The organism is Pseudomonas sp. NPDC096950 (assembly GCF_044762525.1).
Classification (GTDB): domain Bacteria; phylum Pseudomonadota; class Gammaproteobacteria; order Pseudomonadales; family Pseudomonadaceae; genus Aquipseudomonas.
The window spans coordinates 1-26056 of record NZ_JBIWEL010000026.1; the positions used below are offsets into that span (position 1 = coordinate 1).

Here is a 26056-nt window from a genome sequence, read left to right on the forward strand (position 1 = left end):
CCGCGCCTGCGCCCGGCCACGCTCGACAGCTATCGTCGGTAAGCTCTTCAACGACCTGGGCAAGCGTTACGCTACCCGTGAGGGTGGCTACCTGCGCATCCTCAAGTGCGGCTTCCGCACTGGCGACAACGCGCCTATGGCGTACGTCGAGTTGGTTGATCGTCCAGTTGGCGGTGAAGCTGTATCCGCTGAGTAAGACGTCAGTCTGAAACGAAGAACCGGGCCTAGTGCCCGGTTTTTTGTGCCTGTAAGAAACGCGCTGTTCATACAAGCTTCCCTGCGGTTGCTGCCGTCATGATGCGAACAGGATTCGTTGGTAGTATTTTTCTATTGATCTCTACAAATTAATGAATTTGTAGCCTTCCTGATCAATGGTCAATACTCCGTCCCAAGCCGATTAGCCGGCAGTTCCAACACTGACAGAGGAAGAAGATCGCATGAGCCAAAACAAAACGCTTACGACCGCCAGTGGCGCTCCTGTCGCCGACAACCAGAATTCTCGTTCCGCCGGTCCTCGTGGTCCGCTGCTGCTCGACGATTTTCACCTGCTCGAGAAGCTTGCCCACTTCAACCGTGAAAACATCCCTGAGCGTCGCGTTCATGCCAAAGGCTCGGGTGCTTACGGCACGTTCACCGTTACCCGCGACATCACTGAATACACCAGCGCCAAGTTGTTCGAATCCGTTGGCAAGCAGACTCCGACCTTCCTGCGGTTTTCCACCGTCGGCGGTGAGCGTGGTTCGGCGGATACCGAGCGCGATCCACGCGGCTTCGCCCTGAAGTTCTATACCGAAGAAGGTAACTGGGACATCGTTGGCAACAACACGCCCGTGTTCTTCATTCGCGATCCACTGAAATTCCCTGACTTTATCCACACTCAAAAACGCTTGCCGCAAAGCAACCTGAAAAGTGCACAGATGATGTGGGACTTCTGGTCGCACTCTCCAGAGGCGCTGCACCAGGTCACCATTCTGTTCTCAGACCGCGGCATCCCTGACGGCTACCGTCACATGCACGGCTTCGGCAGTCACACCTACAGCCTGATCAACGCCGTTGGCGAGCGTCACTGGGTGAAATGGCACTACAAGACGAAGCAAGGGATCAAGAACCTGGCGCCTGCAGACGCTGCACGCCTGGCCGGTACTGACCCGGATTACGCTCAGCGCGATTTGTTCGGTGCGATCGAGCGCGGTGATTTCCCGAAATGGCGTGTCTGCATCCAGATCATGACCGAGGCCCAGGCTGCGGCGCACTACGAGAACCCGTTCGACGTGACCAAGACCTGGTCGCAGAAAGAATTCCCGCTGATCGAAGTGGGCGAACTGGAGCTCAATCGCAATCCGCAAAACTACTTCGCTGAAGTGGAGCAAGCGGCATTCGGTCCGAGCAACATGGTCCCAGGTGTTGGTCTGTCGCCGGATCGCATGCTGCAAGGTCGTGTGTTCGCTTACGCCGATGCCCACCGCTACCGCATAGGCACCAACCACCAGCAATTGCCGGTGAATGCTCCGCGCAACCCGGTTAATAACTACCAGCGCGACGGTTCCATGGCATTTGGCAGCAACGGTGGTGCGGCGCCCAACTACGAGCCGAACAGCTACGTAGAGTCGCCGAAGCAAGCACCTCGTTACGCCGAGCCTGCGTTAGCCCTGAGTGGTGCGGCTGATCGTTACGATCACCGCGAAGATACGGATTACTACAGCCACGCCGGTGCACTGTTCCGCCTGATGAGTGATCAGCAGAAGACCCTGCTGATCAACAACATCGCCGGCGCAATGGCTGGAGTTTCCGGTGATGTTGTAGATCGTCAATTGCAGCACTTCTACAAAGCTGACCCGGCGTATGGAGAAGCAATCGCAAAGGCGTTGGGCGTACAGCTTAACTAAGTCTAAACGAGAAGCAGAACCGCCCTCATTTGGGCGGTTTTTGCGTTATTTAAACCACTTTTCTCAGAATATCTTCGCTTTTATCGCGCAATCGGCGTGACCAAACAGTCTCCTTGGTTCAAACTACAGACTTTCAAGCAGGGAGATGTAGGGCGATGCAAGGCCACCCAGACGTAATCGATTACCTCAACACGTTGCTGACCGGCGAACTGGCGGCGCGTGATCAATATTTCATCCATTCGCGGATGTACGAGGACTGGGGTTTCACCGAGCTCTACGAACGTATCAACCACGAAATGGAAGAAGAGGCGCAGCACGCTGACGCCCTGATGCGTCGCATCCTGATGCTCGAAGGCACGCCACGCATGCGGCCGGACGATCTGGACGTCGGCACCACGGTGCCTGACATGCTCGCTGCCGACCTGCGACTGGAATACAAGGTCCGAGCCGCACTCTGCAAGGGCATCGAGCTCTGCGAGCTGCACAAGGACTACGTCAGCCGTGAGATCCTGCGTATTCAGCTGAACGACACCGAAGAAGATCACACCTACTGGCTGGAAAAGCAGTTGGGTCTGATCAAGTTGATCGGTCTGGAGAATTACCTGCAATCGCAGTTCTGACTCCCGGATAAAAATACCCGGACACAAAAAAGCCCCTGTCACCGACAAAGTGACAGGGGCTTTTTCATGGGCCTGAATCAGGCCTTGTCGCGAGCCAGCAGCGGCTTGAGGTAGAAGCCGGTGTGAGACTGCTTCATCTCCGACACTTCTTCCGGCGTACCAACGGCAATGATCTGCCCGCCTTTGGAACCGCCTTCCGGCCCCAGATCCACCAACCAGTCGGCAGTCTTGATCACGTCGAGGTTGTGTTCGATCACCACCACCGTGTTGCCGTGGTCGCGCAGGCGATGCAGCACGTCGAGCAATTGCTGGATATCGGCGAAGTGCAGGCCCGTGGTCGGCTCATCGAGGATGTACAGGGTCTTGCCGGTATCGCGCTTGGACAGCTCGCGGGACAGTTTCACCCGTTGAGCTTCACCCCCGGACAGCGTCGTCGCGGATTGACCAAGCTTGATGTACGACAGGCCAACATCCATCAGCGTCTGGAGCTTGCGCGCCAGGGCCGGAACCGCGTCGAAGAACACCCGGGCTTCCTCGATGGTCATCTCGAGGGTTTCGTGGATGCTCTTGCCCTTGTACTTGATCTCCAGGGTTTCGCGGTTGTAGCGCTTGCTCTTGCAGACGTCGCACGGCACATAGATGTCCGGCAGGAAGTGCATTTCCACCTTGATCAGACCATCGCCCTGACAGGCCTCGCAGCGTCCGCCCTTCACGTTGAAGGAGAAACGCCCCGGGCCGTAACCACGGGAACGGGACTCGGGCACGCCGGCGAACAGCTCGCGAATCGGCGTAAACAGCCCAGTGTACGTCGCCGGGTTGGAACGCGGCGTCCGACCGATCGGGCTCTGGTCGATGTCCACAACCTTGTCCAGGTGCTCCAGGCCCTTGATGCTGTCGTGAGCGGCAGCTTCCAGCGTCGTCGCACCATTGAGTGCGGTGGCGCTCAACGGGAACAGCGTGTTGTTGATCAGTGTCGACTTGCCTGAACCGGACACGCCGGTCACGCACGTCAGCAGACCCAGCGGAATCTCCAGATCAACATTGCGCAGGTTGTTGCCACGAGCACCCTTGAGCGACAGGGTCATTTTCTTGTTGCGCGGCGTACGTTTGGCCGGCACGGCAATCTTCACCCGGCCCGACAGGTACTTACCGGTCAGCGAGTCCGGGTGGGCCATGACTTCGGCTGGGGTACCTTCGGCGACGATATGCCCGCCATGTACGCCGGCACCAGGGCCGATGTCCACCACGTAGTCCGCCAGACGAATCGCATCCTCGTCGTGCTCGACCACAATCACCGTGTTGCCGATGTCGCGCAGGTGCTTGAGGGTGCCGAGCAAACGATCGTTGTCCCGCTGGTGCAAGCCAATCGACGGTTCATCGAGGATGTAGAGAACCCCCACCAGGCCCGCACCGATCTGACTGGCCAGGCGAATACGCTGGGCTTCACCGCCGGACAGCGTGTCGGCGCTGCGATCCAGCGACAAATAATCAAGACCAACGTTAACCAGGAACTGCAGACGCTCGCGGATTTCCTTGAGAATCTTGTCGGCAATTTCGCCGCGACGGCCTGTCAGCTTCAACACGCCGAAATATTCGCAAGCATCGCCAATAGGCAGATTGGTCACCGCCGGCAAAGTCTTCTCGCCCACCCAAACGTGCCGCGCTTCGCGACGCAGACGCGTGCCACGGCAGTCCGGGCAAGGCTGGGTGCTGAGGAATTTCGCCAGCTCTTCGCGCACCGAGGCGGACTCGGTTTCGCGGTAGCGACGTTCCAGGTTCGGCACGATGCCTTCGAACGGGTGCGAGCGTTTGACGATATCGCCACGATCGTTCAGGTACTTGAAGTCGACGTTCTGCGAACCGCTGCCGTGCAGGATGAATTTCTGCTGATCGACCGGCAGGTCGTTGAACGGCACTTCCAGGCTGAATTTGTAGTGGGACGCCAGCGACCCGAGCATCTGGAAGTAATACACGTTGCGCCTGTCCCAGCCGCGTATCGCGCCTTCGGCCAGGGTCAGTTCACCGTTCACCAATCGCTTGATGTCGAAGAACTGCTTAACGCCCAGGCCATCGCATGTCGGGCAGGCGCCGGCCGGGTTGTTGAAGGAGAACAGCTTGGGTTCCAGCTCGCTGATCGCGTGGCCACAGATTGGGCAAGCGAAGCGCGCGGAGAAGATGATCTCTTCGCCAGGCTCGTCGTCCATCGGCGCCACCAGCGCGATACCGTCTGCTAGTTTCAGCGCAGTCTCGAAGGATTCGGCGAGGCGCTGTTGCAGATCGGCGCGGACCTTGAAGCGGTCGACCACCACCTCAATCGAATGCTTCTTCTGTTTATCCAGCTTCGGCAACTCGTCCAGCTCGCACAGCCGGCCGTTGACCCGCGCACGCACAAAACCCTGGGCGCGCAGTTCTTCGAAGACCGACAGATGCTCGCCTTTACGCTCGCGAATCACCGGGGCCAGCAGCATCAACTTGCTGCCTTCCGGTTGCGCGAGGACCAGGTCGACCATCTGGCTGACGGTCTGGGCTTCCAGCGGAATGTCGTGATCCGGGCAGCGCGGAATACCGACGCGGGCGTACAGCAGACGCAAGTAGTCGTAGATTTCGGTGATGGTGCCGACCGTCGAACGCGGGTTATGCGAGGTCGACTTCTGTTCGATGGAGATCGCTGGCGACAGGCCTTCGATGGTGTCGACGTCAGGCTTTTCCATCATCGACAGGAACTGCCGGGCGTAGGCCGACAGCGATTCGACATAGCGGCGCTGGCCTTCGGCGTACAGCGTGTCGAATGCCAGGGAAGACTTGCCGGATCCGGACAGGCCGGTGATGACGATCTGTTGGTCCCGTGGCAGGGTCAGGTCGATGTTCTTCAGGTTGTGGGTTCGGGCCCCACGAATCAGGATCTTGTCCAAAGTGGCCTCGCTCGGCGGGCGTCGAAAACGTAGGAGTATACGGCCAAATACTGGATGGATGCACACTATCAAATGCAGGGCGCGCAGGCTTACATGAAGACTGCGTCATCTATGCGCGTCATAGCGTCGCGATATACCCCGTCAATCGATGGGACTGGTAGAATCGCCGCCGGTTCACATGAGGTTTTTCCATGCACGATCCCCACAGCGAACGCATGAGTGGCAGTGAGACCCGCGCAGCAAGCGGTCTGGCCCTGGTGTTCGCCTTCCGTATGCTTGGCATGTTCATGGTGTTGCCGGTACTGGCGACCTATGGGATGGATCTGGCGGGAGCGACCCCGGCCCTTATCGGGCTGGCGATTGGCGCTTACGGCCTGACCCAGGCGCTTTTCCAGATTCCGTTCGGGATCATTTCCGACCGCATCGGCCGACGTCCGGTGATTTACCTGGGGCTGATCGTTTTCGCCCTCGGCAGCGTGCTGGCGGCGAATGCCGATTCGATCTGGGGAGTTATCGCTGGACGCGTCCTGCAAGGCGCCGGGGCGATTTCCGCAGCGGTCATGGCCTTGCTGTCAGACCTGACCCGCGAGCAGCACCGGACCAAAGCCATGGCCATGATCGGCATGACGATCGGGCTGTCGTTCGCTGTCGCGATGGTGGTTGGACCGCTGCTGACCCGTGCCTTCGGACTGTCCGGACTGTTCCTCGCCACCGGCTGCATGGCGCTATTCGGGATCGTGATCGTGATGTTCATGGTGCCGAAATCCACCGGGCCGTTGCAGCATCGCGAATCCGGCGTCGCGCGCCAGGCGTTGCTGCCAACACTCAAGCACCCTGACCTGTTGCGCCTGGATCTGGGCATTTTTGTGTTACATGCAATGTTGATGTCGAGCTTCGTTGCATTGCCCCTGGCCCTGGTCGAAAAAGCCGGGCTGCCCAAAGAGCAGCACTGGTGGGTCTACCTGACCGCGCTGCTGATCTCCTTCTTCGCCATGATCCCGTTCATCATTTACGGCGAGAAGAAACGCAAAATGAAACGAGTTTTATTGGGCGCCGTCGCGACGCTGATGCTCACTGAGCTATTCTTCTGGCAGTTCGGCGACAGCTTGCGAGCTCTGGTGATCGGGACGGTGGTGTTCTTTACCGCGTTCAATCTGCTGGAAGCTTCCTTGCCATCGCTGATCAGCAAGGTTTCACCAGCGGGCGGGAAGGGCACGGCGATGGGGGTTTATTCCACCAGCCAGTTCCTTGGCTCGGCGCTCGGTGGCATCCTCGGAGGCTGGCTTTTCCAGCATGGCGGTTTGTCGGTTGTGTTCCTTGGATGCGCCGGCCTGGCTGCACTTTGGCTAGCCTTTGCTGTTACCATGCGCGAACCTCCCTACGTGACGAGCCTGCGCTTGCCGTTGTCGGCCGAGGCGATCCGCGAAGCGGGTCTGGTCGAGCGCCTGAAGGCCGTCGTAGGGGTAACAGATGCAGTGATCGTTGCAGACGAAGCGGCGATTTACATCAAATTGGACACAGAACTATTGGATCGCACCACCCTCGAGCGCCTGGTGAACAACCCGCCCGAGGCAGCGTGCGTAGCCTAGGAGAACGTTATGGCCCGTGGGGTTAACAAAGTCATATTGGTCGGTACTTGCGGCCAGGATCCCGAAGTTCGCTACTTGCCTAACGGTAACGCCGTGACCAACCTGAGTCTGGCGACCAGCGAACAGTGGACCGACAAGCAAACCGGTCAGAAGGTCGAGAAGACCGAATGGCACCGTGTTTCGATGTTCGGCAAAGTTGCCGAGATCGCCGGCGAATACCTGCGCAAAGGTTCGCAGGTCTACATCGAAGGCAAGCTGCAAACCCGCGAGTGGGAAAAAGACGGTATCAAGCGTTACACCACTGAAATCGTGGTCGACATGCAAGGCACCATGCAGCTGCTGGGCGGCCGTCCACAACAGGGCGAGCAACAAGGCGGGGGCAATAACTACCAGCAGTCCGCTCCAGCCCCACGCCAGCAGGCTCCGCGTCCGCAGCAGTCGGCACCGCAACAGTCGCGCCAGGCTCCGCCTCCACAGCAGGCCGCGCCGCAACCGGCTCCGGATTTCGACAGCTTTGATGACGATATCCCGTTCTGATTTGTAGCTTTCTCAGAACCGTAAACAAAAAAAGCGAAGCCACTCATCTGGCTTCGCTTTTTTGTTGGCGTTGTTTAGCGGGTTAACGCGGCCACATTGGCCCGTGCCGAGTGCAGTTTCTTGTAGCTCTCGATCAACCGCAGGTGCCGGTCGAGGCCTTCTAGTTTCATGCTGGTCGGCGTCAAGCCGTGGAAGCGCACGCTGCCGTCCACCGAGCCGATTGCCGCGTCCGTGCGTTCCTTGCCAAACATCCGGCGGAAATTGGCCTCGTAGTCTTCCAGTTCCAGGTCTTCGTCCAGTTTCATCTCCAACACAACATTGACCGCCTGGTAGAACAAGCCGCGCTCAACCGTGTTGTCGTTGTACTGCAGGAACATTTCCACCGCTTCCTTCGCCTCTTCGTATTGCTGCAAGGCGAGATAAATCAGCAGTTTCAACTCCAGGATCGTCAGCTGACCCCACGCCGTATTGTCGTCGAATTCGATGCCGATCAGGCTGGTGATGTCGGTGTAGTCATCCAGCTCACTTTCCACCAGACGCTCAACCAACGCTCGCAGTTCTTCTTCGTCGAGGCTATGCAGGTTCAGGATGTCGGCGCGGAAGAACAGCGCTTTGTTGGTGTTATCCCAGATCAGATCGTCGGCGGGATAGATTTCCGAATAGTCCGGCACCAGGATGCGGCAGGCCTTCGCGCCGATATGCTCGTAGACCGCCATGTACACTTCTTTGCCCATGTCTTTGAGAATGCCAAACAAGGTCGCGGCTTCCTCGGCATTCGAGTTTTCACCCTGGCCGGAGAAGTCCCACTCCACGAATTCGTAATCCGACTTGGAGCTGAAAAAGCGCCACGACACCACACCGCTGGAGTCGATAAAGTGCTCGACGAAGTTGTTCGGCTCGGTCACCGCATGGCCTTCAAACGTCGGCTGAGGCAAGTCGTTGAGGCCTTCGAAGCTGCGGCCCTGCAACAATTCGGTGAGGCTGCGCTCCAGCGCCACTTCCAGGCTCGGGTGCGCGCCGAACGACGCGAATACACCGCCGGTACGCGGGTTCATCAGCGTGACGCACATCACCGGGAATTCACCGCCCAGGGACGCATCCTTCACCAGCACGGGGAACCCTTGTTCTTCCAGCGCCTGAATCCCGGCCAGAATCCCGGGGTATTTCGCCAGCACTTCCGCCGGCACGTCCGGCAGGGCAAATTCGCCTTCGATGATTTCGCGTTTGACCGCGCGCTCGAAGATCTCCGACAGGCACTGCACCTGGGCTTCGGCCAGCGTGTTACCGGCGCTCATGCCGTTGCTCAGGAACAGGTTCTCGATCAGGTTGGACGGGAAATACACGACTTCGCCGTCCGACTGGCGCACGAACGGCAGCGAGCAGATGCCGCGTTCTTCATTGCCCGAGTTGGTGTCGATCAGGTGGGAGCCACGCAACTCGCCTTCGCGGTTGTAAACCTTCAGGCAGTACTCGTCGAGGATTTCGCTCGGCAGTGCATCTTTACGGCCAGGCTTGAACCAGCGTTCGTCCGGGTAATGCACGAATGCTGCGTTGGCGATGTCTTCGCCCCAGAACTGGTCGTTGTAGAAGAAGTTGCAGTTGAGTCGCTCGATAAACTCGCCCAGCGCCGACGCCAAGGCGCCTTCCTTGGTCGAGCCCTTGCCATTGGTGAAACACATCGGCGAGTGCGCGTCGCGGATGTGCAGCGACCACACGTTGGGCACGATATTGCGCCACGAGGCGATTTCAATCTTCATGCCCAGGTCCGCCAGAATGGCTGACATGTTGGCGATGGTCTGCTCCAGCGGCAGATCCTTGCCGACGATATAAGTGCTCGCCTCTGAAGTGGAAGCCGGCATCAACAACGCCTGGGCGTCGGCGTCGAGGTTTTCCACTTCTTCGATGACAAATTCAGGCCCTGCTTGCACCACTTTTTTCACGGTGCAGCGGTCGATGGAGCGCAGGATGCCCTGGCGGTCCTTGTCGGAAATGTCCGCAGGCAGCTCGACCTGAATCTTGAAAATCTGGTTGTAGCGGTTTTCCGGATCGACAATGTTGTTCTGCGACAGGCGGATATTTTCGGTGGGAATACTGCGGGTGTCGCAGTACAACTTCACGAAATACGCCGCACACAGCGCCGAGGAAGCCAGGAAGTAATCGAACGGGCCCGGTGCCGAGCCATCGCCCTTGTAGCGGATAGGTTGATCGGCCACCACCGTGAAGTCATCGAACTTTGCTTCAAGCCGAAGGTTGTCGAGAAAGTTGACCTTGATTTCCATGGGGGATTACCAGAATAACGGGATAGACGAATTGGCCGCCATTATCCGGCTTTTCAGTCGTAAGTCTCGTTCTGTGCCTGGTTTACATCCGTTTCACCCTGAAGCCCGATGCACGGCACCGGGCTTATTTGTGGGCGATGGATCGATCAATCGAGGATCAGGTGCGGCAGAAACCGGCTCGAATCCTTGGTGATCAGGCTGTTGTCTTCGCGCACGCCGATGCCGGCCGCTTGGTCGCCAATCACCCACGAACCCACCAGCGTGAAGCTGTCGCCAAACCGGGGCAGCGGGGCGAACTCCTGAAGGATAAACGGCGCATCCGTGTAGGGCCCGTCCTCTTTGACGATCAGACCGTCGGTGGTTTGCAACTCGATGTTGGCGCCTTCCCGGGAGAAGTAGGGCTTGCGCACCCAGCCTTTCGGCACCGCTTGGTTCGGGTCGGTGTCCACATGCGCCGCGAGCAGGTTCGGGTGACCTTTGTTGAATTCCCACAGCAACGGCAGGATGCCTTTGTTGGAGATGATCGATTTCCAGGCCGGCTCGAAAAACTGCGTATCGCTTTGGGCGATCGCGGCGCCAAACGGCTCGTGGAAGATGAACTCCCAGGCGTGCAGCTTGAACAGGTGCGGAATCCAGCGATCTTCGAGATCCACGAAGCGTCCGTCAGCGGTGAGGCCGATGTCTTCGAGGTCGATGTGGCGGGATTCGATGCCGACCTTTTCCGCAATCAGGCGCAGGTAGTCGGTGGTGCCTTTGTCTTCGACCGAGTCTTTCATCGAGGCGAAGTAGAACGGTTGCTTGAGCTGCAACTGCGCAAAAGCCTGATGCAGCTTGGTGTCGATGCTGTTGAACTGGTCGGCATGCTTGGGCAGCAGGCCGCGTTCAATGCATTGCTCCAGCCAGCCCCACTGAAACGCCGCTGCTTCATACAAACTGGTCGGCGTGTCGTAGTTGAGCTCCAGCAACTTGGCCGGCCCGCTGCCGTTGTAGGAGAAGTCCATGCGCCCGTACAAATGCGGATGGCCTTCGAGCCATGAGGTGCGGACCAGGTCGAAGAACGGCTTGGGAATGCTCAGGCGCTCCAGCAATTCCTCGCTCTGCACCACGCGGGCCACCAGGTCCATGCACATGTCATGCAGTTCGGTGGTCGGGTCTTCCAGATCGTTTTCGATCTGCTTGAGCGTGAACTGGTAGTACGCGCTCTCGTCCCAATAGGGTTCGTCGTCAATGGTGTGGAACAGAAAGCCGAGACTTTCGGCGGTCTGTTTCCAGTCATGACGTTCGGCGCAGAGGATTTTCTTCATGGCCCTGCTCCTTAACTGCTCGAGCCGCCAGAACTCTTGCTCGATCCACCCCAGCCACTGCGTGCACTGGCCTGGCTGCCGAAGCCGCCGCGAGAAGTGGCCGAGGCAACCGTCGCCGCTTTGCTGCGGGTGATGGTATCGCTGTAGTTGCTGCTGCCGTAGCGCGCCTGGTTGGACCGGTTAAAGGTCGAACCGCTCGAAACCCGCTGGCTGAGTGTCGAGTTCGAGTAACTGCCACGGTCATCGCGGTAGCGGTACACCGGCTCGGAGTAGTAGCTGTTGCGGTTGTTGCTCAGCATGTTGCCGATCAGCAAACCGGTCAGCAGGCTGCTGCCGGAGAACCCCGAGCCACTGGCGGCGCTGGCTTCCGACGCGGGCAAGCGGGCCTTGGCCGCATCCACTTCGGATTGCGTCACTTCGCCTTCGGCGTTCAGTTCGAAACCGCCGAGCTTGGGGATGAACTTGCCGGCGGAATCCTGTTGGCACCAGTCGGCAACAAAATCGGCGTCGCAATCGGCCTGGTTGTCATACACCGGCGCGATGCGGCGATGCTCGGCCATGGCCTTCATGTAGGCGTCGGAGCAGACGTCGACCGGCAGTTTTTCATCGGCGCACTGCTGGACCGACTGGAAGTTGTACTTCTTGTGTATCTCGTAGGTTTTTTCCGTTGGCCCGCAGCCTGAGATCGCCATGGCGACCGACGCGGCCAGGGAGAGCTGAACGTACTTGCTTCGTTTCATCACAATCTCCGTTGCGCGCGATCAGTTCTGGGAAGGGGTCATGCACGCGGCGTTGAGCATGCCGACGCTGATGGCCACGGCGGCCACGTAGATGCCGGCGGCAATTTCACCATTGCGGATGCGCTCGGACGTGCCCTTGAGCACCAGGCTGGTCATCAGGAACGCCAGCAACTGGACGAACGCTGCGATCACGGCCCAGACCACGAAGTCGAGGATATTGATCGAGTAGGCAATCACGTTGCTCGCGGGAATGGCGAAGCCGATGATCGCGCCACCCAGGGCAATCGCCGCCGCCACGTTGCCGGCGCGAATCAGTTCGAATTCCTTGTGCGGCGTGATGCGGGTGTAGATGAACTGGAACAGCGCGAACAACACGGCGGCGCCGATGATGTACGACACAAACCCGAGGACGGCGGCCTTGTTCAGGGAGATGGAGAGCGCTTCAAGCATGGGAATCTTCCTTTTTTAAAGTGTGTTCAAGTCGGTGGTGTACAACGAAATACCCAGCGAAGTGCTCAGGCTGATGGTGCCTTCCGCGTCTTCCTCCACGGAAAACAGCAGCAACTCGCGACGATCGGTCAGGCCGGTGTCGCGGGCATACAGCATCGAACGGTGCTCGATGGTGTAGGACTCGTCCGGATTGCTCACGTGTTCGCTGAGAGGCACCAGTTCCGTTTGCCCTTCCTCGGTGCCCCATTCACGGGTGTATTCGACGCCGTTGTGGGTGTAGGTCGGCAGCCCGATCAAGCTTTGCGGGCCGGCCAGTCGACGCAATTCCGCTTCGCTGGTGATGGTCACGTAGCTGAGGTAATTGAACAGGATCACTGACTCGACCTGCCCGTCGATCTCGCCGGTGGTGTGCACTTGCAGCCAATAGTCTTCGTCGTTCATGTAATAGCGCGACAGCCAGGTCGACTGCCCGAGGTCGACATGGCCGACGCTCCAGATCTGCTGGGAACCGGGGATGGTCACCGTGGTTTTTTCGTCGAGCAGCAACTTCAGGGTGCTGTCGAACATCACGCCTTTGCCTTGGGCCAGGCCTAGCGGGCCGACCACCGGCGGAGTGTTATTGGCGGTCCACTTCGAGTTCGGGGTCGAGTTTGAATTCGTGGCCGTGGCCGGGGCCTCAAGCCCCATCAACTGTTTAAACCATCCCATTGGAGATTTCCTTGAGGCGAGTGGAGGCGATGTAGAAGAGTTCACCGCCCTCAATGCGCGTGGCGTTGGGCGGATTGATCGAAGGTTGTTGCGCACCCTTGGCGCGGTAGCCGATGAGGGTCGCGTTGTGGCGTTCTTTCATCCGGGCGTACAGCTCGCCGAAGGTGGCCACATAGGTTTCGGGCAGTTTCATCAGGTATTGCGTGGCGCCTTGGCCCACACACAGTAACTCGTTGATGACGACAGAGGAGCCCGGATCCTGGGATGCGCGCACCAGCATTTCGATGGCCATGCTTGAGGTGCATTCCAGGCTCGGGGCGTAGGAGCTGGCGAGAGCGGCGATTTCGCTTTCATTGAAATGGGCGACGACGTGACCGATCGGGTTCAGTTGATTGACCGCCAGCACGGTGGCCAGGGTCAGGTCGTCGGAATGGGTGCGCACCAGCACGCGTTCGGCCCCGGGCACGCCGGCGCGCAACAACAGCGCGGCGGAGGACAGGCTTTCGCCCTTGATAAACGCGGCTTTGCCGGGCATCGGGTTTTCTTCGAGGTCGCAATCGCAAATCACGATCAGGTTGTCGTTGGAGGTTTCATCCTCCAGCAGCAACTCAATGACCCGCTCGCTGGACGAGCCTTCCCAGCCGATGAGTACCGTATGGCCGGTCTTGCCGGTGAAATCGCCTTTGCCCTTCATGCCTTTTCTCCAAACATCGATAACGCTGCTGGTGGTTTTGCCGATGGCTGCCGTCAACAGCGCGATGCCTCCGAGCATGACCCAGGTAGCCACGAAAACGCGTCCCGCGGCTGTTTGCGGCGCGAGATCGCCGTAGCCGACAGTCAGCGTGGTGGTGAGATAGAAGTAGGTAAACGTGGCGGGGGCGGTGAGGTGTTGTTCGCCCAGAAGCACCAGGCCGAGATACGCCGTGCTCAGGTGGATGCCTAAGGCAATCGCCAGTCCGGCCCAACCGAAACGGTGGAAGAAGGTCGCGGCGTACACGCGTAATAAAAGAAAAATCGACATGACGTCCCTGACTCCGTGGGATGGCTCGTTCCTGGCGGTGCACAGGCTCGAACCCTGAACGTTCAATTGCCTTTACCGGGCGGCATTAAACCTGTTGCGCGGCGCCGAGAGAAGTACCTTGGCTGCAATAAATCCGGCGAATGCCCCGGCGAGGTGACCTTCGAAGGAAACGCCGTGACGTGGCAGGAAACCAAAGACCAGTCCGCCATACAACAGGGCGACGACAATTGCCGTGATCAGGTTGCCCCAACTGTGCTGGAACCAGGCGCGCGACAGGATGTACGCCCACAGCCCGAACACCCAGCCGCTGGCGCCGATGTGCACGCCGGAAAAGCCGAACAGCCAGACCAGCAAACCGCCCAGCCCGATAATAATCGCGCTGACGGCGATGAAACGATTGAGTCCGTCGACGATGACCAGGGTGCCGAGGATCAAGAAAGGAATCAGGTTGGCGCTCAAGTGCGCGAAGGAAGCATGGAGAAACGGTGAAGTGAGGATGCCGGGCAATCCGTAGAGGGTTCTCGGGACCAGGCCAAATGAAAGAAGGCTGTAGCCGCTGACGGCGTTGAGCACCTGCAGCGCGACCATGAAAATCGCCAGGCCGGCGATTATCTTGAAACCCTTCAGGGCATCCATCCTTGACCTCGACTCGACAAAAAATTGAACACCACAAATCCATGTGGGAGCGGGCTTGCTCGCGAAAGCGGTGTGTCAGGCAATATTTCTATCAACTGACACATCGCCTTCGCGAGCAAGCCCGCTCCCACAGGTTATGTTTACTGCGCCGATTTTTGCTTCAGACGTTCCAGGATCGCATTGGCGCTGCCGGTGTCCGGCGTAATCCCGGCTTCGCGCAGTTTGCGTTCCAGATCGGTGCCGGTCGATGCGTCGGCCAGTTCGTCCTGGGCTTCCAGCTCGGCAGCGCGTTGCTGCTGTTTGGCTTGCAGGCGATTCAGCGTACCGACGGCAGTTTCCAGCTTGCCGTTGGCGCCGCCACTGGCGATCGAAGCGCTGACCTGGGCTTTCTGCACGCTTTCGCGGGCCTTGGCCATGTCCACTTGCTGGCGCAGGCTTTTGATGCGGTTTTCAGCCTTGGTGATGTCTTTGCGCATGTTGTCCGCGTAACCGCCGAATTCGGTGGCCTGCTTTTGTTCAACATCGAGCTCGTTGGTCAGGGTCGAAATGGCTTCGGCCACTTCCATTGCCAGGTCTTCACGATTGGCCTGGATGGCGGCCATGGCCTTGGATTCCAGGTCCTTGATCTTGGCGTTGTACTCGGCCACGCGATCAGCCGACAGTTTGTGCTTGGCCATGATGGTGACCAGCTCGCGCTTGGCGTTGGCCAGGGCGCTGTCAGCATCGCGGATTTCCTGGTCGAGGATACGCAGGGCCTGTTGGTCGACGATGGACTCGCCGACTTCACTCGCGCCGCCGCGCAGCGCCGTGAACAATTTGCTCCAAATGGACTGAGTCATTGGGTAATCCCTATTCCTGAAAATTAATGGAAGAAACGTTCAAAGGCTTCGCTGGCGCGCTGCACGTTGTCGACGAGGGTTTTGACCTCGGTCACGACGTTGGTCAGGCTCGAATCGGAGCTCAATGCGCCGAACATGTTGTAGACGATCTGCCCGTTCGGCATCGACTCGATACCGATCGAGGACAGCGGGAACAGCTCGCGGCTGCGCAGTACGGCGTCGTTGAAGGCCGGCACGTCCTTGATCGACTCGACGTCCACCAGCACGGTGTCGACGATGATCTGCTCGCCCACCACTGCGATGTAAATCGGCAGGCCGCCGAAGTCGTTCATCTCCAGCTTGATGCTCGGCTCGGAGCCCTGAACGAGGGAAAGGGTGATGTCGTTGGAAACCACTTCATCAAGGGCCTGGAGGGCGCTGAAGAGGCGGTCGATGTTCCAGTTTGTACCTGCGCTCATGTAATTCTCCGACATGAATGAGCCAGCCAGGATCGGTTGGCGTAGCTGTTTCTCCATCTGCTTGAGCAGGCTTCGGTTTTCGGGAAGCACCCAAGTCTCGTGTTTCACATAACCGGCGGCACCCAGGCCCGCGCGCATCTGCTTCATGTAGAAACTCGACGGTTTTTTCGCGGACGGTTTCGAGCGCTCTCCCTTGCGGCTCGCTGTATCGGGAACAGGCTCGGCAGGCGGACCTGGTGGAGAGCTACTTTTCATGCTGGTGACTCCGTAGTGAAAATCTCACGCGTGAGAAACACTACAGTGATTATTTGCAGCGCTCAATAGCTCACGCGTGAGATTTTTACGAACGGAAATACAAAGGCCCGCAGCGCGAGAACGCTGCGGGCCTTTTTGTTTATCCAGTTGTTTCGATAACGTCAGCCGGCGAGGAATTCGTCCGCCGACACCACGCTCGCATAAGCAAAAGCCAGCGCCGCCATAAACGATGCATGCACATGGGCGGCCGGCACTGTTACACCATTGAACTCCAGGTCGCGAGTGGCGCAGGCATCGTGGATCACCGTCACGGTATAGCCCAGGTCGGCGGCGGCGCGGGTGATGCCATCGACGCACATGTGGCTCATGCTGCCGACAACTACCAGATTTTCGATGCCTTGCTGGTCAAGGATGGCTTCCAGCTCGGTTTCGCGGAACGAGTTGACGAAGTGCTTGAGCACCACCGGCTCGTCGGCGCGGTTGAGGACTTTAGGGTGCAGCTTCGCGCCGTCGGAACCTGGCGTGAAGAACGGCGCGGCGTCGGAAGTGAATTCATGGCGGATGTGCACCACCGGGTCACCGGCCTCGCGGAAGGCGTTGATCAGGCGTACAGCCTTGTCCGCCGCCGCGTCGGCACCGACCAGCGGCCACTTGCCTTGGGGGAAGTAGTCGTTCTGGATATCGACTACGATGAGCGCTTGCTTGGCCATGGGTGTTTCCTCGAAGTGTGTATGGGTGTGGAATGAAGTATTGGCGCTGGCCGGCCCGCCGAGGATTGGCCACACCGACAATAGAAGGGGGAAAACTGACAATGGGCGTAGAAAGGGCAGTCGTCGAACTGGGCGTGTTGATCTATCCCGGCGCGCAGATGGCGGCGGTGCATGGGTTGACGGACCTGTTCGGGGTCGCCAACCGTATCGCCGCCGAGCATCAGGCGGCGCAATTGCCGTTGCTGCGCATCAGTCATTGGCGCGGGGAGGGCGATCAGGTGCCTGAGCGGGTGTATGACAGTCATCCCGGTCCGGACAGTGCGTTAGTCGCGGTAATGATCCCGCCGTCGATTGGCGGCTTTTCCGAGAGCCAGGCGCCCCAGGGGTTGATTCGCTGGATTCGCCAGCAACATGCCCAAGGCGCGACCCTGGGCGGCGTGTGCGTGGGTTCGATCCTGCTGGCGGAAAGCGGACTGCTCGACGGTCGCAGCGCCACTACCCATTGGACCTCGGCCAAAACCTTTGCCGAACGTTACCCGGCGATCCAGCTCAAGGCCGATACGCCCATCGTCGATGACGGCGACCTGATCACCACCGCCGGGTTGATGGCCTGGTCCGAGCTGGGTTTGCGCATGGTTGATCGCCTGCTGGGGCCGAGCATCGCCAGTGGCACCGCGCGGTTTCTGGTGGTGGAGCACAGCGACAGTGCGAGCGAGTGCGGCAGCAACTTTGCGCCGATTCTCAGCCATGGCGATGCGTCGATTCTCAAGGTCCAGCATTGGCTGCAAAGCACCGGGGCCACCGACGTGTCGCTGACGGCGATGGCCGAGCGAGCCGGGCTGGAAGAGCGCACTTTCCTGCGCCGCTTCCGCGCGGCGACCGGGTTGAAACCCACCGAGTACTGTCAGCATTTGCGGGTCGGCAAGGCCCGGGAAATGCTCGAATTCACCAACGGCACCATCGACCACATCGCCTGGACCGTGGGCTACCAGGACCCGAGCGCGTTTCGCGCCACGTTCAAGAAAATCACCGGGCTGGCGCCGAGTGATTATCGTGCGCGGTTTGGGGTGACACCGCCGGTCGCTGTAGCACGGTAACGAATTCACCGAAAATCCAAACTGTGGGAGCGAGCCTGCTCGCGAATGCGATGTACCAGTCAGCATCAATGTCGACTGACAGATCGAATTCGCGAGCAGGCTCGCTCCCACAGGGGAAAGGTGTAAATCATTCGACCGTGCAAAATGCTCTAGTCTTGAGGTAAGTCGTGCAGAATCAAACAGGCCTAACGCCATCATCGTTTGAGCAACAGCCTGATCTGAAAGCCATTTCTCTTCAGTCTCCCTTGGCCTGATCTCTGCACCCCTCAAGCCACATCCATCAGCGCAGATTGAAGGGGGACGCATGACCCCAACAAATCGCAAAAAACTGGTCGTCGCCCATTCCGTGCGGCCCGAAGCCCCTCTGCATGAAGTCGAAACCAATCGTGCGCTGGCCAAGTGGCTGGCGCAGATCCTCGGGCTCAAATACGGCGGCAGCTACGACCCCGAACAGCACCGCGGCCGCGACCTGTATCTATTGCCGACCCAAACCCTGGTGGGCGTGGCTAACGCGCGGCAACTGGGGGTCAAGGGCCCGGAGGATTTGTGGGGCGGTTATGTCGATCACGACTTCATCTGCACCAAAGCCATCAGCCACGGTTTGCTCAATCGCGATGCGCATGCCCCGGAAGGTTGGTCGCCGTTGTTTTCCGAGCGAGTGCGCAATGTGGTGCTCGATGGCCTCAGCGTATTTTCCCTGGAGGATGCGCGCCCGGCGGCGGAGCATTTGCTCGACAGCGGGCCGATCCGCCTCAAACCGATTCATGCCTGCGCCGGACGCGGTCAGGAAGTGATCAAAAGCCTCGACCAGTTCGACGCCGTCCTCGCCCGGCCCGACGCCGAGCCGTTGTTCACCGAGGGCGTGGTGCTGGAGCAGGACCTCGACCAGGTGATTACCCACAGCGTCGGCCAGAGCTTTATCGGCGACAAAGTGCTGAGTTACTGCGGTGATCAATACTTGACCGAAGACGGTCGAGGCGAGCAGGTTTACGGAGGTTCCAACCTGCTGGTAGTGCAGGGTTACTACGAAGATCTGCTGGAACTGGAATTGCCCGACGATGTGCGCCTGGCGATCCAGCAAGCCCAGGTGTTCGACAACGCGGCAGACGAGGCTTACCCCGGTTTCTACGCCTCGCGCCGCAACTACGACATCGCCCAGGGTCTGGACAGCAACGGCAAATCGCGCAGCGGCGTGCTTGAACAATCCTGGCGCATGGGCGGGGCCAGCAGCGCCGAAGTCGCGGCGTTGCAGAGCTTCATCAACGACCCGGGGATGCGCGCGATTCGCGTGTCGTCGGTGGAAACCTACATCGATCAGCCGCTGCCGGCGGACGCCATCGAGGTGTACCGCGGCCCGGCGGAAAACAGCGACTTTCTTCTCAAGTACGTAACGGTCAAATCCTATGACGGCTAGAAGCGAAACCATTGCAATCGACATCGACGGCGAACAGATGACCGGGCATTTCCTGAGCCCCAAATCGAAAGTCCCGGGTGTGCTGTTTGTGCACGGCTGGGGCGGCAGTCAGGAACGTGACCTGGAGCGGGCCAAAGGCATCGCCGGGTTGGGTTGTGTGTGTTTGACCTTCGACTTGCGCGGGCACACCGGCGGCACCGGCATGGCGTTGTCCCAGGTCACCCGCGAAGACAACCTGCGCGACCTGTTGGCGGCGTATGACCGCTTGCTTGCGCATCCGGCCCTCGACACCTCGGCGATTGCCGTGGTCGGCACCAGTTATGGCGGTTACCTGGCGGCGATCCTCACGTCGTTGCGCCCGGTGCGCTGGCTGGCGTTGCGGGTGCCAGCGCTGTATCGCGATGAACAATGGCACACGCCCAAGCGGGATCTGGACAAGGTGGATTTGCTGGATTACCGCAGCACCCTGGTGCATTCCGAAAACAATCGGGCGTTGCACGCCTGCGCGGCGTTTACCGGGGATGTGTTGTTGGTGGAGTCCGAAACTGACGACCACATTCCCCACGCGACCATCATGAGTTACCGCGCGGCGTGCCAGCAGACGCACTCCCTGACTCACCGCATCATCGACGGCGCCGACCACGCCCTGAGCGACCCCGTTGCCCAACAGGCCTACACCTCGATCCTCGTGGACTGGATCACGGAAATGGTGGTGGGGGAGCGGTTGAGCATTATTCAGTCCAGTTGAATCGGTGGTGTTCTGGCGATTCGCGAGCAGGCTCGCTCCCACATTGGAATGCGTTCCCCTGTGGGAGCGAGCCTGCTCGCGAATGGCCGCCGCACCGCTATTCTCAAGAAGGCTTCTTGGCAATCCGCAGCGACTTGGCCTTGGCTTCCACCACCAGATACATCACCAACGCAATCAACAGCGGCAAGATGAAATAAATCGCCCGATACGCCAGCAACCCCGCCACCAGACTGCCCCGCGACGCCTCATGTTGCAGCAACGCCACGAACACCGCCTCCAGCACCCCAAGCCCCGCAGGAATGTGGGTAATGACCCCGGCAATCGCGCTGATCAGCAACACCCCCAGCACCAGCGGATAATCCAGCTTGCTCGGCAACAGGGTGAAAATCACCGCCGCCATCAACGACCAGTTCAATGCCCCGAGCGCCAGTTGCAGCACCGCCATGCGCAGCGACGGCAGGTCGATTTCCACCCCGCGTATCGCCCATTCCCGACGTTTGGAAAACCGGCACGCCGCCAGATAGCCCGCGCTGATCAGCAGCAACAACACCCCGACGCCTTGCAACGCATCGCTGCTCAGCTTCCAGCCCGGCGGCATTCTGACCAGTCCGCTGCTGAAGATCGCGCCGGCAATCACCATGTAGCCGAACCAGTTGGTCGCCAGGCTCAGCCCAAGGATTTTCGCGATGTTGCCTTTACTCACCCCCAACCGCGAATACAGCCGATAACGCATGGCGATGCCACCAACCCAGGCGCTCAGGTTGAGGTTGAAGGCGTAGCTGATGATCCCCACCGGCAGGATCTGTTTCCAGGTCAGGTCCTGGCGAATGTAGGTGCGACCGATCAGATCGAAACTGGCGTAGACCAGGAAACTCACCAGCGTCACGCCTGACGCAATGATCAGCGTGCGCACCTTGAAATCGGCCAAGGTGTCGAACACTTCGTTCCATTCAATGCGCTGGGCCAGCATCGTGAACAGCACGATCAGCGCCAGGAAAAACAACATCGTCAGCGGTTTTTTCCAGCGGCTCCAACGGGCTTTTTTGGCAGGCGCAGCGCTATCGGCGTGAGCGGCCGGTTGTGCATCAGAGTGGCTCATGATGATCGCTCCCGGCCGGATGGACGAAGGGTTTCAGGCGCGGCTTGTGCGCCGGCAGCCAACCGGCCCATGCCGGAAAATGGCGCAGGAAGTGGAACACCAGGAACCCGACGGTCATGTGCCAGACCCGTCCGCGCGGAGCCTTGTCCGGCGACATGGCTTTGCAATGGTTGTTGCTCAGGTCTTCAAGACGTTCAAACAGTTCGCGATTGAACGCGCGGTCGCGGATCAACACATTGGCTTCCAGGTTCATCGACAGGCTCAGCGGGTCGAGGTTGCTCGACCCGACAGTGCTCCAGTCTTCATCCACCAACGCGACTTTGCCGTGCAGCGGCCGTTGGCAATACTCGTGAATCTGTACGCCGGACTTGAGCAGATAGTCATAGGTCATGCGGGCGGCAAGCTTGGCCACCAGCATGTCCGGCTGGCCTTGCAGAATCAGCCGCACTTCGACGCCACGGCGAGCAGCGTTGCGGATCTCCCGCAGCAAGCGATAACCGGGGAAGAAGTAGGCGTTGGCGATCACGACGCGGCGCTGGGCACTGCGCAGGACTTGCCGGTAAACCTCCTCGATGTCGGTGCGATGGTCGCCGTTGTCGCGGTACACCAACCGCACCTGGCCGTCATGATCACTGAAGGCCAGTTCCGAACGTCGTTGGCGGCGGCGTTGCCACCAATACTTGGCGCGAGCCGGGCGACCGCTTTGCAGCAGGGCGAAGTGATGAATGTCCGCCACCGCCGGGCCTTGCACTTCCACGGAATAATCCTGCTTGGCCTCGGGGCCGAAGTCGGCCAGATGGTCGGCGGAAAAATTGATCCCGCCGAGAAATGCAATCGTGCCATCGACCACCACAATCTTGCGGTGCAGGCGGCGGAACCAGTTGGTGCGAAACCCCAGATGCTTGGGCGCCGGGTCGAAGATTTGGATGTGCACACCGGCCTCATTCAGCGCCGCTAGATAACCCGTGGTCAGTTCGCCGCAACCAAAGCCGTCGAGGCTGGCGGTGACACGCACGCCTCTTTGCGCGGCTTCGATAAGCACTTGCTGCAACTCATTGCCGACCTTGTCTTCGAAGACAATAAAGGTCTCCAGAAGGATTTCAGTCTTGGCCTCGCGCATGGCTTCGAATACCCGAGGGAAATACGCCTCACCGTTTTCCAGTAACACGACCCGGTTGTTGCCTTGCCAGGCATATTCGACGTCAACCGCCGCCGGTTCGACCATCGCTGGCGCGGGAACCTGTTCCACGGTGGCTTTCTCCATCGGGGGATTGTTCATAGCTCGATCTCCACCGAAAGCGGTGCGTGGTCGGAAAGGTGTGACCAGGGCCGCGCCGCCAATACTTGCGGACGGCTGGCCTTGAGGTTGCGTACGTAGATGCGGTCCAGGCGCAGCGCCGGCCAGCGCGCTGGGAAAGTGCGCGCCGGTTTACCGTGGTGTTCGGCAAAGACTTCGCGCAGGCCCGAGGGTTTGAGCAGTGCATCGGCGCGCTGGCGCCAGTCATTGAAGTCACCGGCCACGATCACCGGTGCATCGTCTGGCAGCTCGGCGAGACGACGGGCCAGCAACTTCAGTTGTTCCGTGCGATGCGCTTCATGCAGTCCTAAGTGAACGCAAATCGCGTGCACTTCCTGACCGTCGCCCGGCAGGCGCAGCACGCAATGCAGGAGGCCACGGTTCTCGTGGCCGCTGATGGACACGTCGAGGTTGTCGTGGCGGATGATCTGGAATTTCGACAGCAATGCATTGCCGTGATCCCCCGCCGGGTACACCGCGTTGCGGCCGTAGGCGAACTGCGGCCACAGGGTGTCGGCGAGGAATTCGTATTGCGGCATCGTCGGCCAGTTGCTGTAGCGCTGGGGATGCTGCTCGTGGGTGCCGTGGACTTCCTGCAAAAACACCACGTCGGCGGACACACTGCGCACCGCTTCGCGCAATTCGGGCAGGATGAAACGCCGGTTGAGCGCGGTGAAACCCTTGTGGGTGTTGACCGTCAGCACGGTAAAGCGGCGCACCGCGGTGATGATGGTTTCCTGCTCGTCGGTGCTGCCGACCGGTTCGGAAATGCTCATGGCAGCACTCCTTCGGCAGCGGGTTCGCCGGGGCGGGTGGCGAGGTCTTCGTCGAGGTGGAAGCGCTCCAGCAAGCTGCGGGCGTCGAAGGGCGCGCGGACTTTGATGTCGTTATCGAAATAGCAGAACACTTCCCGGGATTTGCGCATCTTGGGTTTTTGTCGCGGCGCGATCAAATGCGGGTCCGACGGTTGCCGGCCATGGTTCCAGGCGTCGATTCGGTCACCCCAGCGTTCCAGCGCCTCGGGCGTGTAGCCGCTGGCGTAGAGTTCTTCGGCACCGTGCAGGCGCAGGTAGACGAAGTCGCTGGTGAGGTCTTCGCGGTATGGCCATTTGCCGGCTGTGTCGGCGATCACAAGAGCAGTGTTATAGCGCCGCAGCAGACGGGTGAAGGCCGGGTCGACAAAGCTGTCGTGGCGAATTTCCACGGCATGGCGCAGCGGTTTTTTGCCGTGGGCCTTGATGCTGGCGTGGCCATTTACATGGGCATCGTGCTGGCGGGCGAGGGCGGCGGCCTGCTCGGTGTCGTGGGGCAGTTGTTCGAGGAAGTGTTCAAACAGTTCGGCGTCGAACTTGAAGCTGGGCGGGAATTGCCAAAGGATCGGTCCGAGTTTTTCTTTCAGTTCCAGCACCCCGGAGGCAAAGAAATTCGCCAGGGGTTTGTGGATGTCCCGCAGGCGCCTGATGTGGGTGATGAAACGCGGGGCCTTGACGCTGAAGACGAAGCCCCGTGGGGTTTCGTCGTACCACTGCAGATAGCGTTCAGGCCGTTGCAGGGCGTAGAACGATCCATTGATTTCGATGCTGTTGACCGCCCGCGAGGCGAATTGCAATTCGCGCTTCTGGGTCAGCCCTTTCGGGTAGAACCCCCCGCGCCATGGTGTGTAGCGCCAGCCTGAAATACCAATATGAATCGCCGCCATGTGTCCTCCCCGTCGAATGCCCTCCGTCTTTTGATGACTGTCGGGTAAACGGGAAAGTTTCCACGGGACTACGGACGGTAAATTTTCTCAAAGACACCAAAAAACAACTGTGGGAGCGGGCTTGCTCGCGAAAGCGGTGTGTCAGTCACATCAATATCGGATGTGCCGCCGCCTTCGCGAGCAAGCCCGCTCCCACAGGTGAGGGATCAGTGACCGGTGACGACCCGGGTCGAGCTCTCGGCATACACCGGCCCAAGCCGATCAAGCCGCCCACTCCACGCCGTCAGCGCCAGGGCCACCAACACCACCAGGCCACCGATCCACGCGGTATGGATCAACCCCATATTCGCCACGATCAAGCCACCGCCCCACGCACCCCCGGCAATCCCGAGGTTGAACGCCGCGATGTTCAGGCCCGAGGCCACGTCCACCGCATTCGGGGTGTGATGTTCGGCCTGACGCACCACATACACCTGCAGGCCCGGCACGTTGCCGAACGCCACCGCACCCCAGACCAGTACGGTAGCGAGAGCCAGCCATGGATTGCTGGCAGTGAAGGTCAGCACAAACAAAACGGCAGCGAGCAGGGCAAAGATGATTTTCAACGCGCTGATCGGGCCGCGTTTGTCCGCCAGTTTGCCGCCCCAGATGTTACCGACCGCCACCGAGATGCCGTACACCAGCAGCACCAGGCTGACAGTGCTGGCGCTGAAACCGGAGATGTCCTGAAGAATCGGCGCCAGAAAGGTGAACGCGATAAACGAGCCGCCGTAACCCACCGCCGTCATGGCATACACCAGCAGCAGGCGCGGTTGTTTGAGTACTTGCAGTTGTTCCAGCAACGAGGCGGGTTTGCTGTGGGTAATGTTTTTCGGCACATACAGCAGGCTGCCGATAAACGCGATCACACCCAGCGCCGACACGGCGAGGAAGGTTTCACGCCAGCCGAAATGCTGACCGATAAACGTCCCCAACGGCACGCCGGTGACCAACGCCACGGTCAGGCCGGTGAACATGATCGCAATCGCGCTGGCGGCTTTTTCCTTCGGCACCAGGCTGGTGGCGATGGTCGAGCCAATCGAGAAAAACACCCCGTGGGCCAGGCCGGTGACGATCCGCGCAATGATCAGCGATTCATAACTCGGTGCTTTCCAGGCCAACAGGTTGCCGAGGGTGAACAGCACCATCAGCGACAATAGCAGCAATTTGCGCGGGACTTTGCCGGTGAGGGCGGTCAGCACCGGCGCGCCAATGGCCACGCCCAAGGCGTAGAGGCTGACCAGCAGGCCGGCGGACGGCAGGCTGACCCCGAGGTCGGCGCCGATGGTGGGTAACAGGCCAACGATGACGAACTCGGTCGTCCCGATGGCGAAGGCGCTGAGCGTCAGCGCGAGCAAGGCAATGGGCATGACTGCAACTCCGGTGGGTTAATTGATGGAGCGCAGTGTCGGGGTTTGGGTTGTGCGGAAAAATACAGGGATGGGCATTTGATATTTGCCTTGTGCGCAAAGATCTAGGGCCAACCCCTCACCCCAGCCCTCTCCCCAGAGGGGAGAGGGAGCCGACCGAGGTGTACTTGGAGCTACATCGACCTGAGATACCGAGTCGAACTCAGGTTTTGAAAGCCACAGAGATCTGCTCCCTTTCCCCCTCTCCCCTTTGGGGAGAGGGCTGGGGTGAGGGGTGGCCCTTGATTTCACCCCAAAACCGAACTTGCCGGGCGTTTTCCGATCAGTTCCTTACAGACCCTTCGCAAGG

The 26056-nt window shown here is 59.7% G+C and carries 24 protein-coding genes; 8 read left to right on the forward strand and 16 right to left on the reverse strand.

Annotated features, from left to right (window positions below; genetic code table 11):
- The 3 genes from ACIQY3_RS28435 to bfr form a co-directional block, all read left to right on the forward strand.
- The coding region (locus ACIQY3_RS28435) for a bL17 family ribosomal protein (protein WP_403026442.1) at positions 1-196 on the forward strand (196 nt) is incomplete at its 5' end.
- A gap of 241 nt (positions 197-437) precedes the next feature.
- Entirely contained in the window at positions 438-1886 is a 1449-nt protein-coding gene (locus ACIQY3_RS28440) for a catalase (RefSeq protein WP_403026445.1), read from the forward strand.
- A gap of 155 nt (positions 1887-2041) precedes the next feature.
- A complete protein-coding gene (bfr, locus tag ACIQY3_RS28445; protein WP_007933692.1) occupies positions 2042-2506 on the forward strand; it encodes a bacterioferritin in 465 nt (154 codons plus the stop codon).
- Positions 2507-2583: 77 nt separating this feature from the next.
- On the opposite strand, the gene uvrA is transcribed toward bfr, so the two are convergent.
- Complete coding sequence (gene uvrA / locus ACIQY3_RS28450) at positions 2584-5418, reverse strand: excinuclease ABC subunit UvrA (RefSeq protein ID WP_403026448.1); 2835 nt, start codon at positions 5416-5418, stop codon at positions 2584-2586.
- A gap of 191 nt (positions 5419-5609) precedes the next feature.
- Here uvrA and ACIQY3_RS28455 point away from each other — a divergent pair, with 191 nt between their 5' ends.
- A complete protein-coding gene (locus ACIQY3_RS28455; protein WP_403026451.1) occupies positions 5610-7007 on the forward strand; it encodes an MFS transporter in 1398 nt (465 codons plus the stop codon).
- 9 nt (positions 7008-7016) lie between these two features.
- Positions 7017-7544 (forward strand): single-stranded DNA-binding protein, encoded by a 528-nt coding sequence (locus ACIQY3_RS28460; protein WP_049711300.1) that lies wholly within the window; start codon positions 7017-7019, stop codon positions 7542-7544.
- 74 nt (positions 7545-7618) lie between these two features.
- Here the strand turns inward: ACIQY3_RS28460 and ACIQY3_RS28465 are convergent, their stop codons facing one another.
- From ACIQY3_RS28465 to ACIQY3_RS28510, 10 genes are all read right to left on the reverse strand, one after another.
- A complete protein-coding gene (locus tag ACIQY3_RS28465; RefSeq protein ID WP_403026456.1) occupies positions 7619-9823 on the reverse strand; it encodes an OsmC domain/YcaO domain-containing protein in 2205 nt (734 codons plus the stop codon).
- 146 nt (positions 9824-9969) lie between these two features.
- On the reverse strand, positions 9970-11127 hold the full coding sequence (locus tag ACIQY3_RS28470; RefSeq protein WP_403026459.1) for a glutathionylspermidine synthase family protein: 1158 nt from the start codon (positions 11125-11127) through the stop codon (positions 9970-9972).
- 11 nt (positions 11128-11138) lie between these two features.
- Complete coding sequence (locus ACIQY3_RS28475; RefSeq protein WP_403026462.1) at positions 11139-11867, reverse strand: DUF1190 domain-containing protein; 729 nt, start codon at positions 11865-11867, stop codon at positions 11139-11141.
- A gap of 21 nt (positions 11868-11888) precedes the next feature.
- Positions 11889-12317, reverse strand: a complete 429-nt coding sequence (locus ACIQY3_RS28480) for a DUF350 domain-containing protein (protein ID WP_403026464.1) — start codon at positions 12315-12317, stop codon at positions 11889-11891.
- Positions 12318-12332: 15 nt separating this feature from the next.
- On the reverse strand, positions 12333-13025 hold the full coding sequence (locus ACIQY3_RS28485; protein ID WP_403026467.1) for a DUF2491 family protein: 693 nt from the start codon (positions 13023-13025) through the stop codon (positions 12333-12335).
- Positions 13012-14046 (reverse strand): ion channel, encoded by a 1035-nt coding sequence (locus ACIQY3_RS28490; protein WP_403026469.1) that lies wholly within the window; start codon positions 14044-14046, stop codon positions 13012-13014. Before ACIQY3_RS28490 ends, ACIQY3_RS28485 begins: the two co-directional genes overlap by 14 nt.
- Before the next feature lie 72 nt (positions 14047-14118).
- Complete coding sequence (locus tag ACIQY3_RS28495) at positions 14119-14682, reverse strand: rhomboid family intramembrane serine protease (RefSeq protein WP_403026472.1); 564 nt, start codon at positions 14680-14682, stop codon at positions 14119-14121.
- Positions 14683-14822: 140 nt separating this feature from the next.
- On the reverse strand, positions 14823-15521 hold the full coding sequence (locus tag ACIQY3_RS28500) for a PspA/IM30 family protein (protein ID WP_403026474.1): 699 nt from the start codon (positions 15519-15521) through the stop codon (positions 14823-14825).
- Between the two features lie 23 nt (positions 15522-15544).
- On the reverse strand, positions 15545-16126 hold the full coding sequence (locus ACIQY3_RS28505) for a YjfI family protein (protein WP_403026476.1): 582 nt from the start codon (positions 16124-16126) through the stop codon (positions 15545-15547).
- Positions 16127-16395: 269 nt separating this feature from the next.
- The gene (locus tag ACIQY3_RS28510; protein ID WP_403026481.1) at positions 16396-16944 is read right to left on the reverse strand and encodes a cysteine hydrolase family protein; all 549 of its coding nucleotides are present in this window, start codon (positions 16942-16944) and stop codon (positions 16396-16398) included.
- Between the two features lie 101 nt (positions 16945-17045).
- Between ACIQY3_RS28510 and ACIQY3_RS28515 the strand changes: the two genes are divergently transcribed.
- From ACIQY3_RS28515 to ACIQY3_RS28525, 3 genes are all read left to right on the forward strand, one after another.
- Positions 17046-18041: a GlxA family transcriptional regulator gene (locus tag ACIQY3_RS28515; protein WP_403026485.1), complete on the forward strand. Its 996-nt coding sequence runs from the start codon at positions 17046-17048 to the stop codon at positions 18039-18041.
- A gap of 304 nt (positions 18042-18345) precedes the next feature.
- Positions 18346-19455, forward strand: a complete 1110-nt coding sequence (locus ACIQY3_RS28520; protein WP_403026488.1) for a DUF3182 family protein — start codon at positions 18346-18348, stop codon at positions 19453-19455.
- Positions 19445-20203 carry an alpha/beta hydrolase family protein gene (locus ACIQY3_RS28525; RefSeq protein ID WP_403026491.1) on the forward strand — a complete coding sequence of 253 codons (759 nt, stop codon included), beginning with the start codon at positions 19445-19447 and terminating at the stop codon, positions 20201-20203. The genes ACIQY3_RS28520 and ACIQY3_RS28525 overlap by 11 nt, the downstream gene beginning before the upstream one ends.
- Positions 20204-20306: 103 nt before the next feature.
- On the opposite strand, the gene ACIQY3_RS28530 is transcribed toward ACIQY3_RS28525, so the two are convergent.
- The 5 genes from ACIQY3_RS28530 to ACIQY3_RS28550 all read right to left on the reverse strand — a co-directional run bounded on the left by ACIQY3_RS28530 (position 20307) and on the right by ACIQY3_RS28550 (position 25707).
- Positions 20307-21302 carry a lysylphosphatidylglycerol synthase domain-containing protein gene (locus ACIQY3_RS28530; RefSeq protein WP_403026494.1) on the reverse strand — a complete coding sequence of 332 codons (996 nt, stop codon included), beginning with the start codon at positions 21300-21302 and terminating at the stop codon, positions 20307-20309.
- The gene (gene clsB, locus ACIQY3_RS28535; RefSeq protein WP_403026498.1) at positions 21289-22581 is read right to left on the reverse strand and encodes a cardiolipin synthase ClsB; all 1293 of its coding nucleotides are present in this window, start codon (positions 22579-22581) and stop codon (positions 21289-21291) included. The genes ACIQY3_RS28530 and clsB overlap by 14 nt, the downstream gene beginning before the upstream one ends.
- Entirely contained in the window at positions 22578-23375 is a 798-nt protein-coding gene (locus tag ACIQY3_RS28540; protein WP_403026502.1) for an endonuclease/exonuclease/phosphatase family protein, read from the reverse strand. The genes clsB and ACIQY3_RS28540 overlap by 4 nt, the downstream gene beginning before the upstream one ends.
- Complete coding sequence (locus ACIQY3_RS28545; RefSeq protein ID WP_403026505.1) at positions 23372-24298, reverse strand: DUF72 domain-containing protein; 927 nt, start codon at positions 24296-24298, stop codon at positions 23372-23374. Before ACIQY3_RS28545 ends, ACIQY3_RS28540 begins: the two co-directional genes overlap by 4 nt.
- Positions 24299-24504: 206 nt before the next feature.
- On the reverse strand, positions 24505-25707 hold the full coding sequence (locus tag ACIQY3_RS28550) for an MFS transporter (RefSeq protein WP_403026508.1): 1203 nt from the start codon (positions 25705-25707) through the stop codon (positions 24505-24507).
- Positions 25708-26056: the final 349 nt, after the last annotated feature.

Coding starts and splice junctions, on each gene's coding strand:
- ACIQY3_RS28440 (WP_403026445.1), top strand. CDS start 438: ATGAGCCAAAACAAAACGCTTACGACCGCCAGTGGCGCTCCTGTCGCC.
- bfr (WP_007933692.1), top strand. CDS start 2,042: ATGCAAGGCCACCCAGACGTAATCGATTACCTCAACACGTTGCTGACC.
- ACIQY3_RS28455 (WP_403026451.1), top strand. CDS start 5,610: ATGCACGATCCCCACAGCGAACGCATGAGTGGCAGTGAGACCCGCGCA.
- ACIQY3_RS28460 (WP_049711300.1), top strand. CDS start 7,017: ATGGCCCGTGGGGTTAACAAAGTCATATTGGTCGGTACTTGCGGCCAG.
- ACIQY3_RS28465 (WP_403026456.1), bottom strand. CDS start 9,823: ATGGAAATCAAGGTCAACTTTCTCGACAACCTTCGGCTTGAAGCAAAG.
- ACIQY3_RS28470 (WP_403026459.1), bottom strand. CDS start 11,127: ATGAAGAAAATCCTCTGCGCCGAACGTCATGACTGGAAACAGACCGCC.
- ACIQY3_RS28475 (WP_403026462.1), bottom strand. CDS start 11,867: ATGAAACGAAGCAAGTACGTTCAGCTCTCCCTGGCCGCGTCGGTCGCC.
- ACIQY3_RS28480 (WP_403026464.1), bottom strand. CDS start 12,317: ATGCTTGAAGCGCTCTCCATCTCCCTGAACAAGGCCGCCGTCCTCGGG.
- ACIQY3_RS28485 (WP_403026467.1), bottom strand. CDS start 13,025: ATGGGATGGTTTAAACAGTTGATGGGGCTTGAGGCCCCGGCCACGGCC.
- ACIQY3_RS28490 (WP_403026469.1), bottom strand. CDS start 14,046: ATGTCGATTTTTCTTTTATTACGCGTGTACGCCGCGACCTTCTTCCAC.
- ACIQY3_RS28495 (WP_403026472.1), bottom strand. CDS start 14,682: ATGGATGCCCTGAAGGGTTTCAAGATAATCGCCGGCCTGGCGATTTTC.
- ACIQY3_RS28500 (WP_403026474.1), bottom strand. CDS start 15,521: ATGACTCAGTCCATTTGGAGCAAATTGTTCACGGCGCTGCGCGGCGGC.
- ACIQY3_RS28505 (WP_403026476.1), bottom strand. CDS start 16,126: ATGAAGCAGATGCGCGCGGGCCTGGGTGCCGCCGGTTATGTGAAACAC.
- ACIQY3_RS28510 (WP_403026481.1), bottom strand. CDS start 16,944: ATGGCCAAGCAAGCGCTCATCGTAGTCGATATCCAGAACGACTACTTC.
- ACIQY3_RS28515 (WP_403026485.1), top strand. CDS start 17,046: ATGGGCGTAGAAAGGGCAGTCGTCGAACTGGGCGTGTTGATCTATCCC.
- ACIQY3_RS28520 (WP_403026488.1), top strand. CDS start 18,346: ATGACCCCAACAAATCGCAAAAAACTGGTCGTCGCCCATTCCGTGCGG.
- ACIQY3_RS28525 (WP_403026491.1), top strand. CDS start 19,445: ATGACGGCTAGAAGCGAAACCATTGCAATCGACATCGACGGCGAACAG.
- ACIQY3_RS28530 (WP_403026494.1), bottom strand. CDS start 21,302: ATGAGCCACTCTGATGCACAACCGGCCGCTCACGCCGATAGCGCTGCG.
- clsB (WP_403026498.1), bottom strand. CDS start 22,581: ATGAACAATCCCCCGATGGAGAAAGCCACCGTGGAACAGGTTCCCGCG.
- ACIQY3_RS28540 (WP_403026502.1), bottom strand. CDS start 23,375: ATGAGCATTTCCGAACCGGTCGGCAGCACCGACGAGCAGGAAACCATC.
- ACIQY3_RS28545 (WP_403026505.1), bottom strand. CDS start 24,298: ATGGCGGCGATTCATATTGGTATTTCAGGCTGGCGCTACACACCATGG.
- ACIQY3_RS28550 (WP_403026508.1), bottom strand. CDS start 25,707: ATGCCCATTGCCTTGCTCGCGCTGACGCTCAGCGCCTTCGCCATCGGG.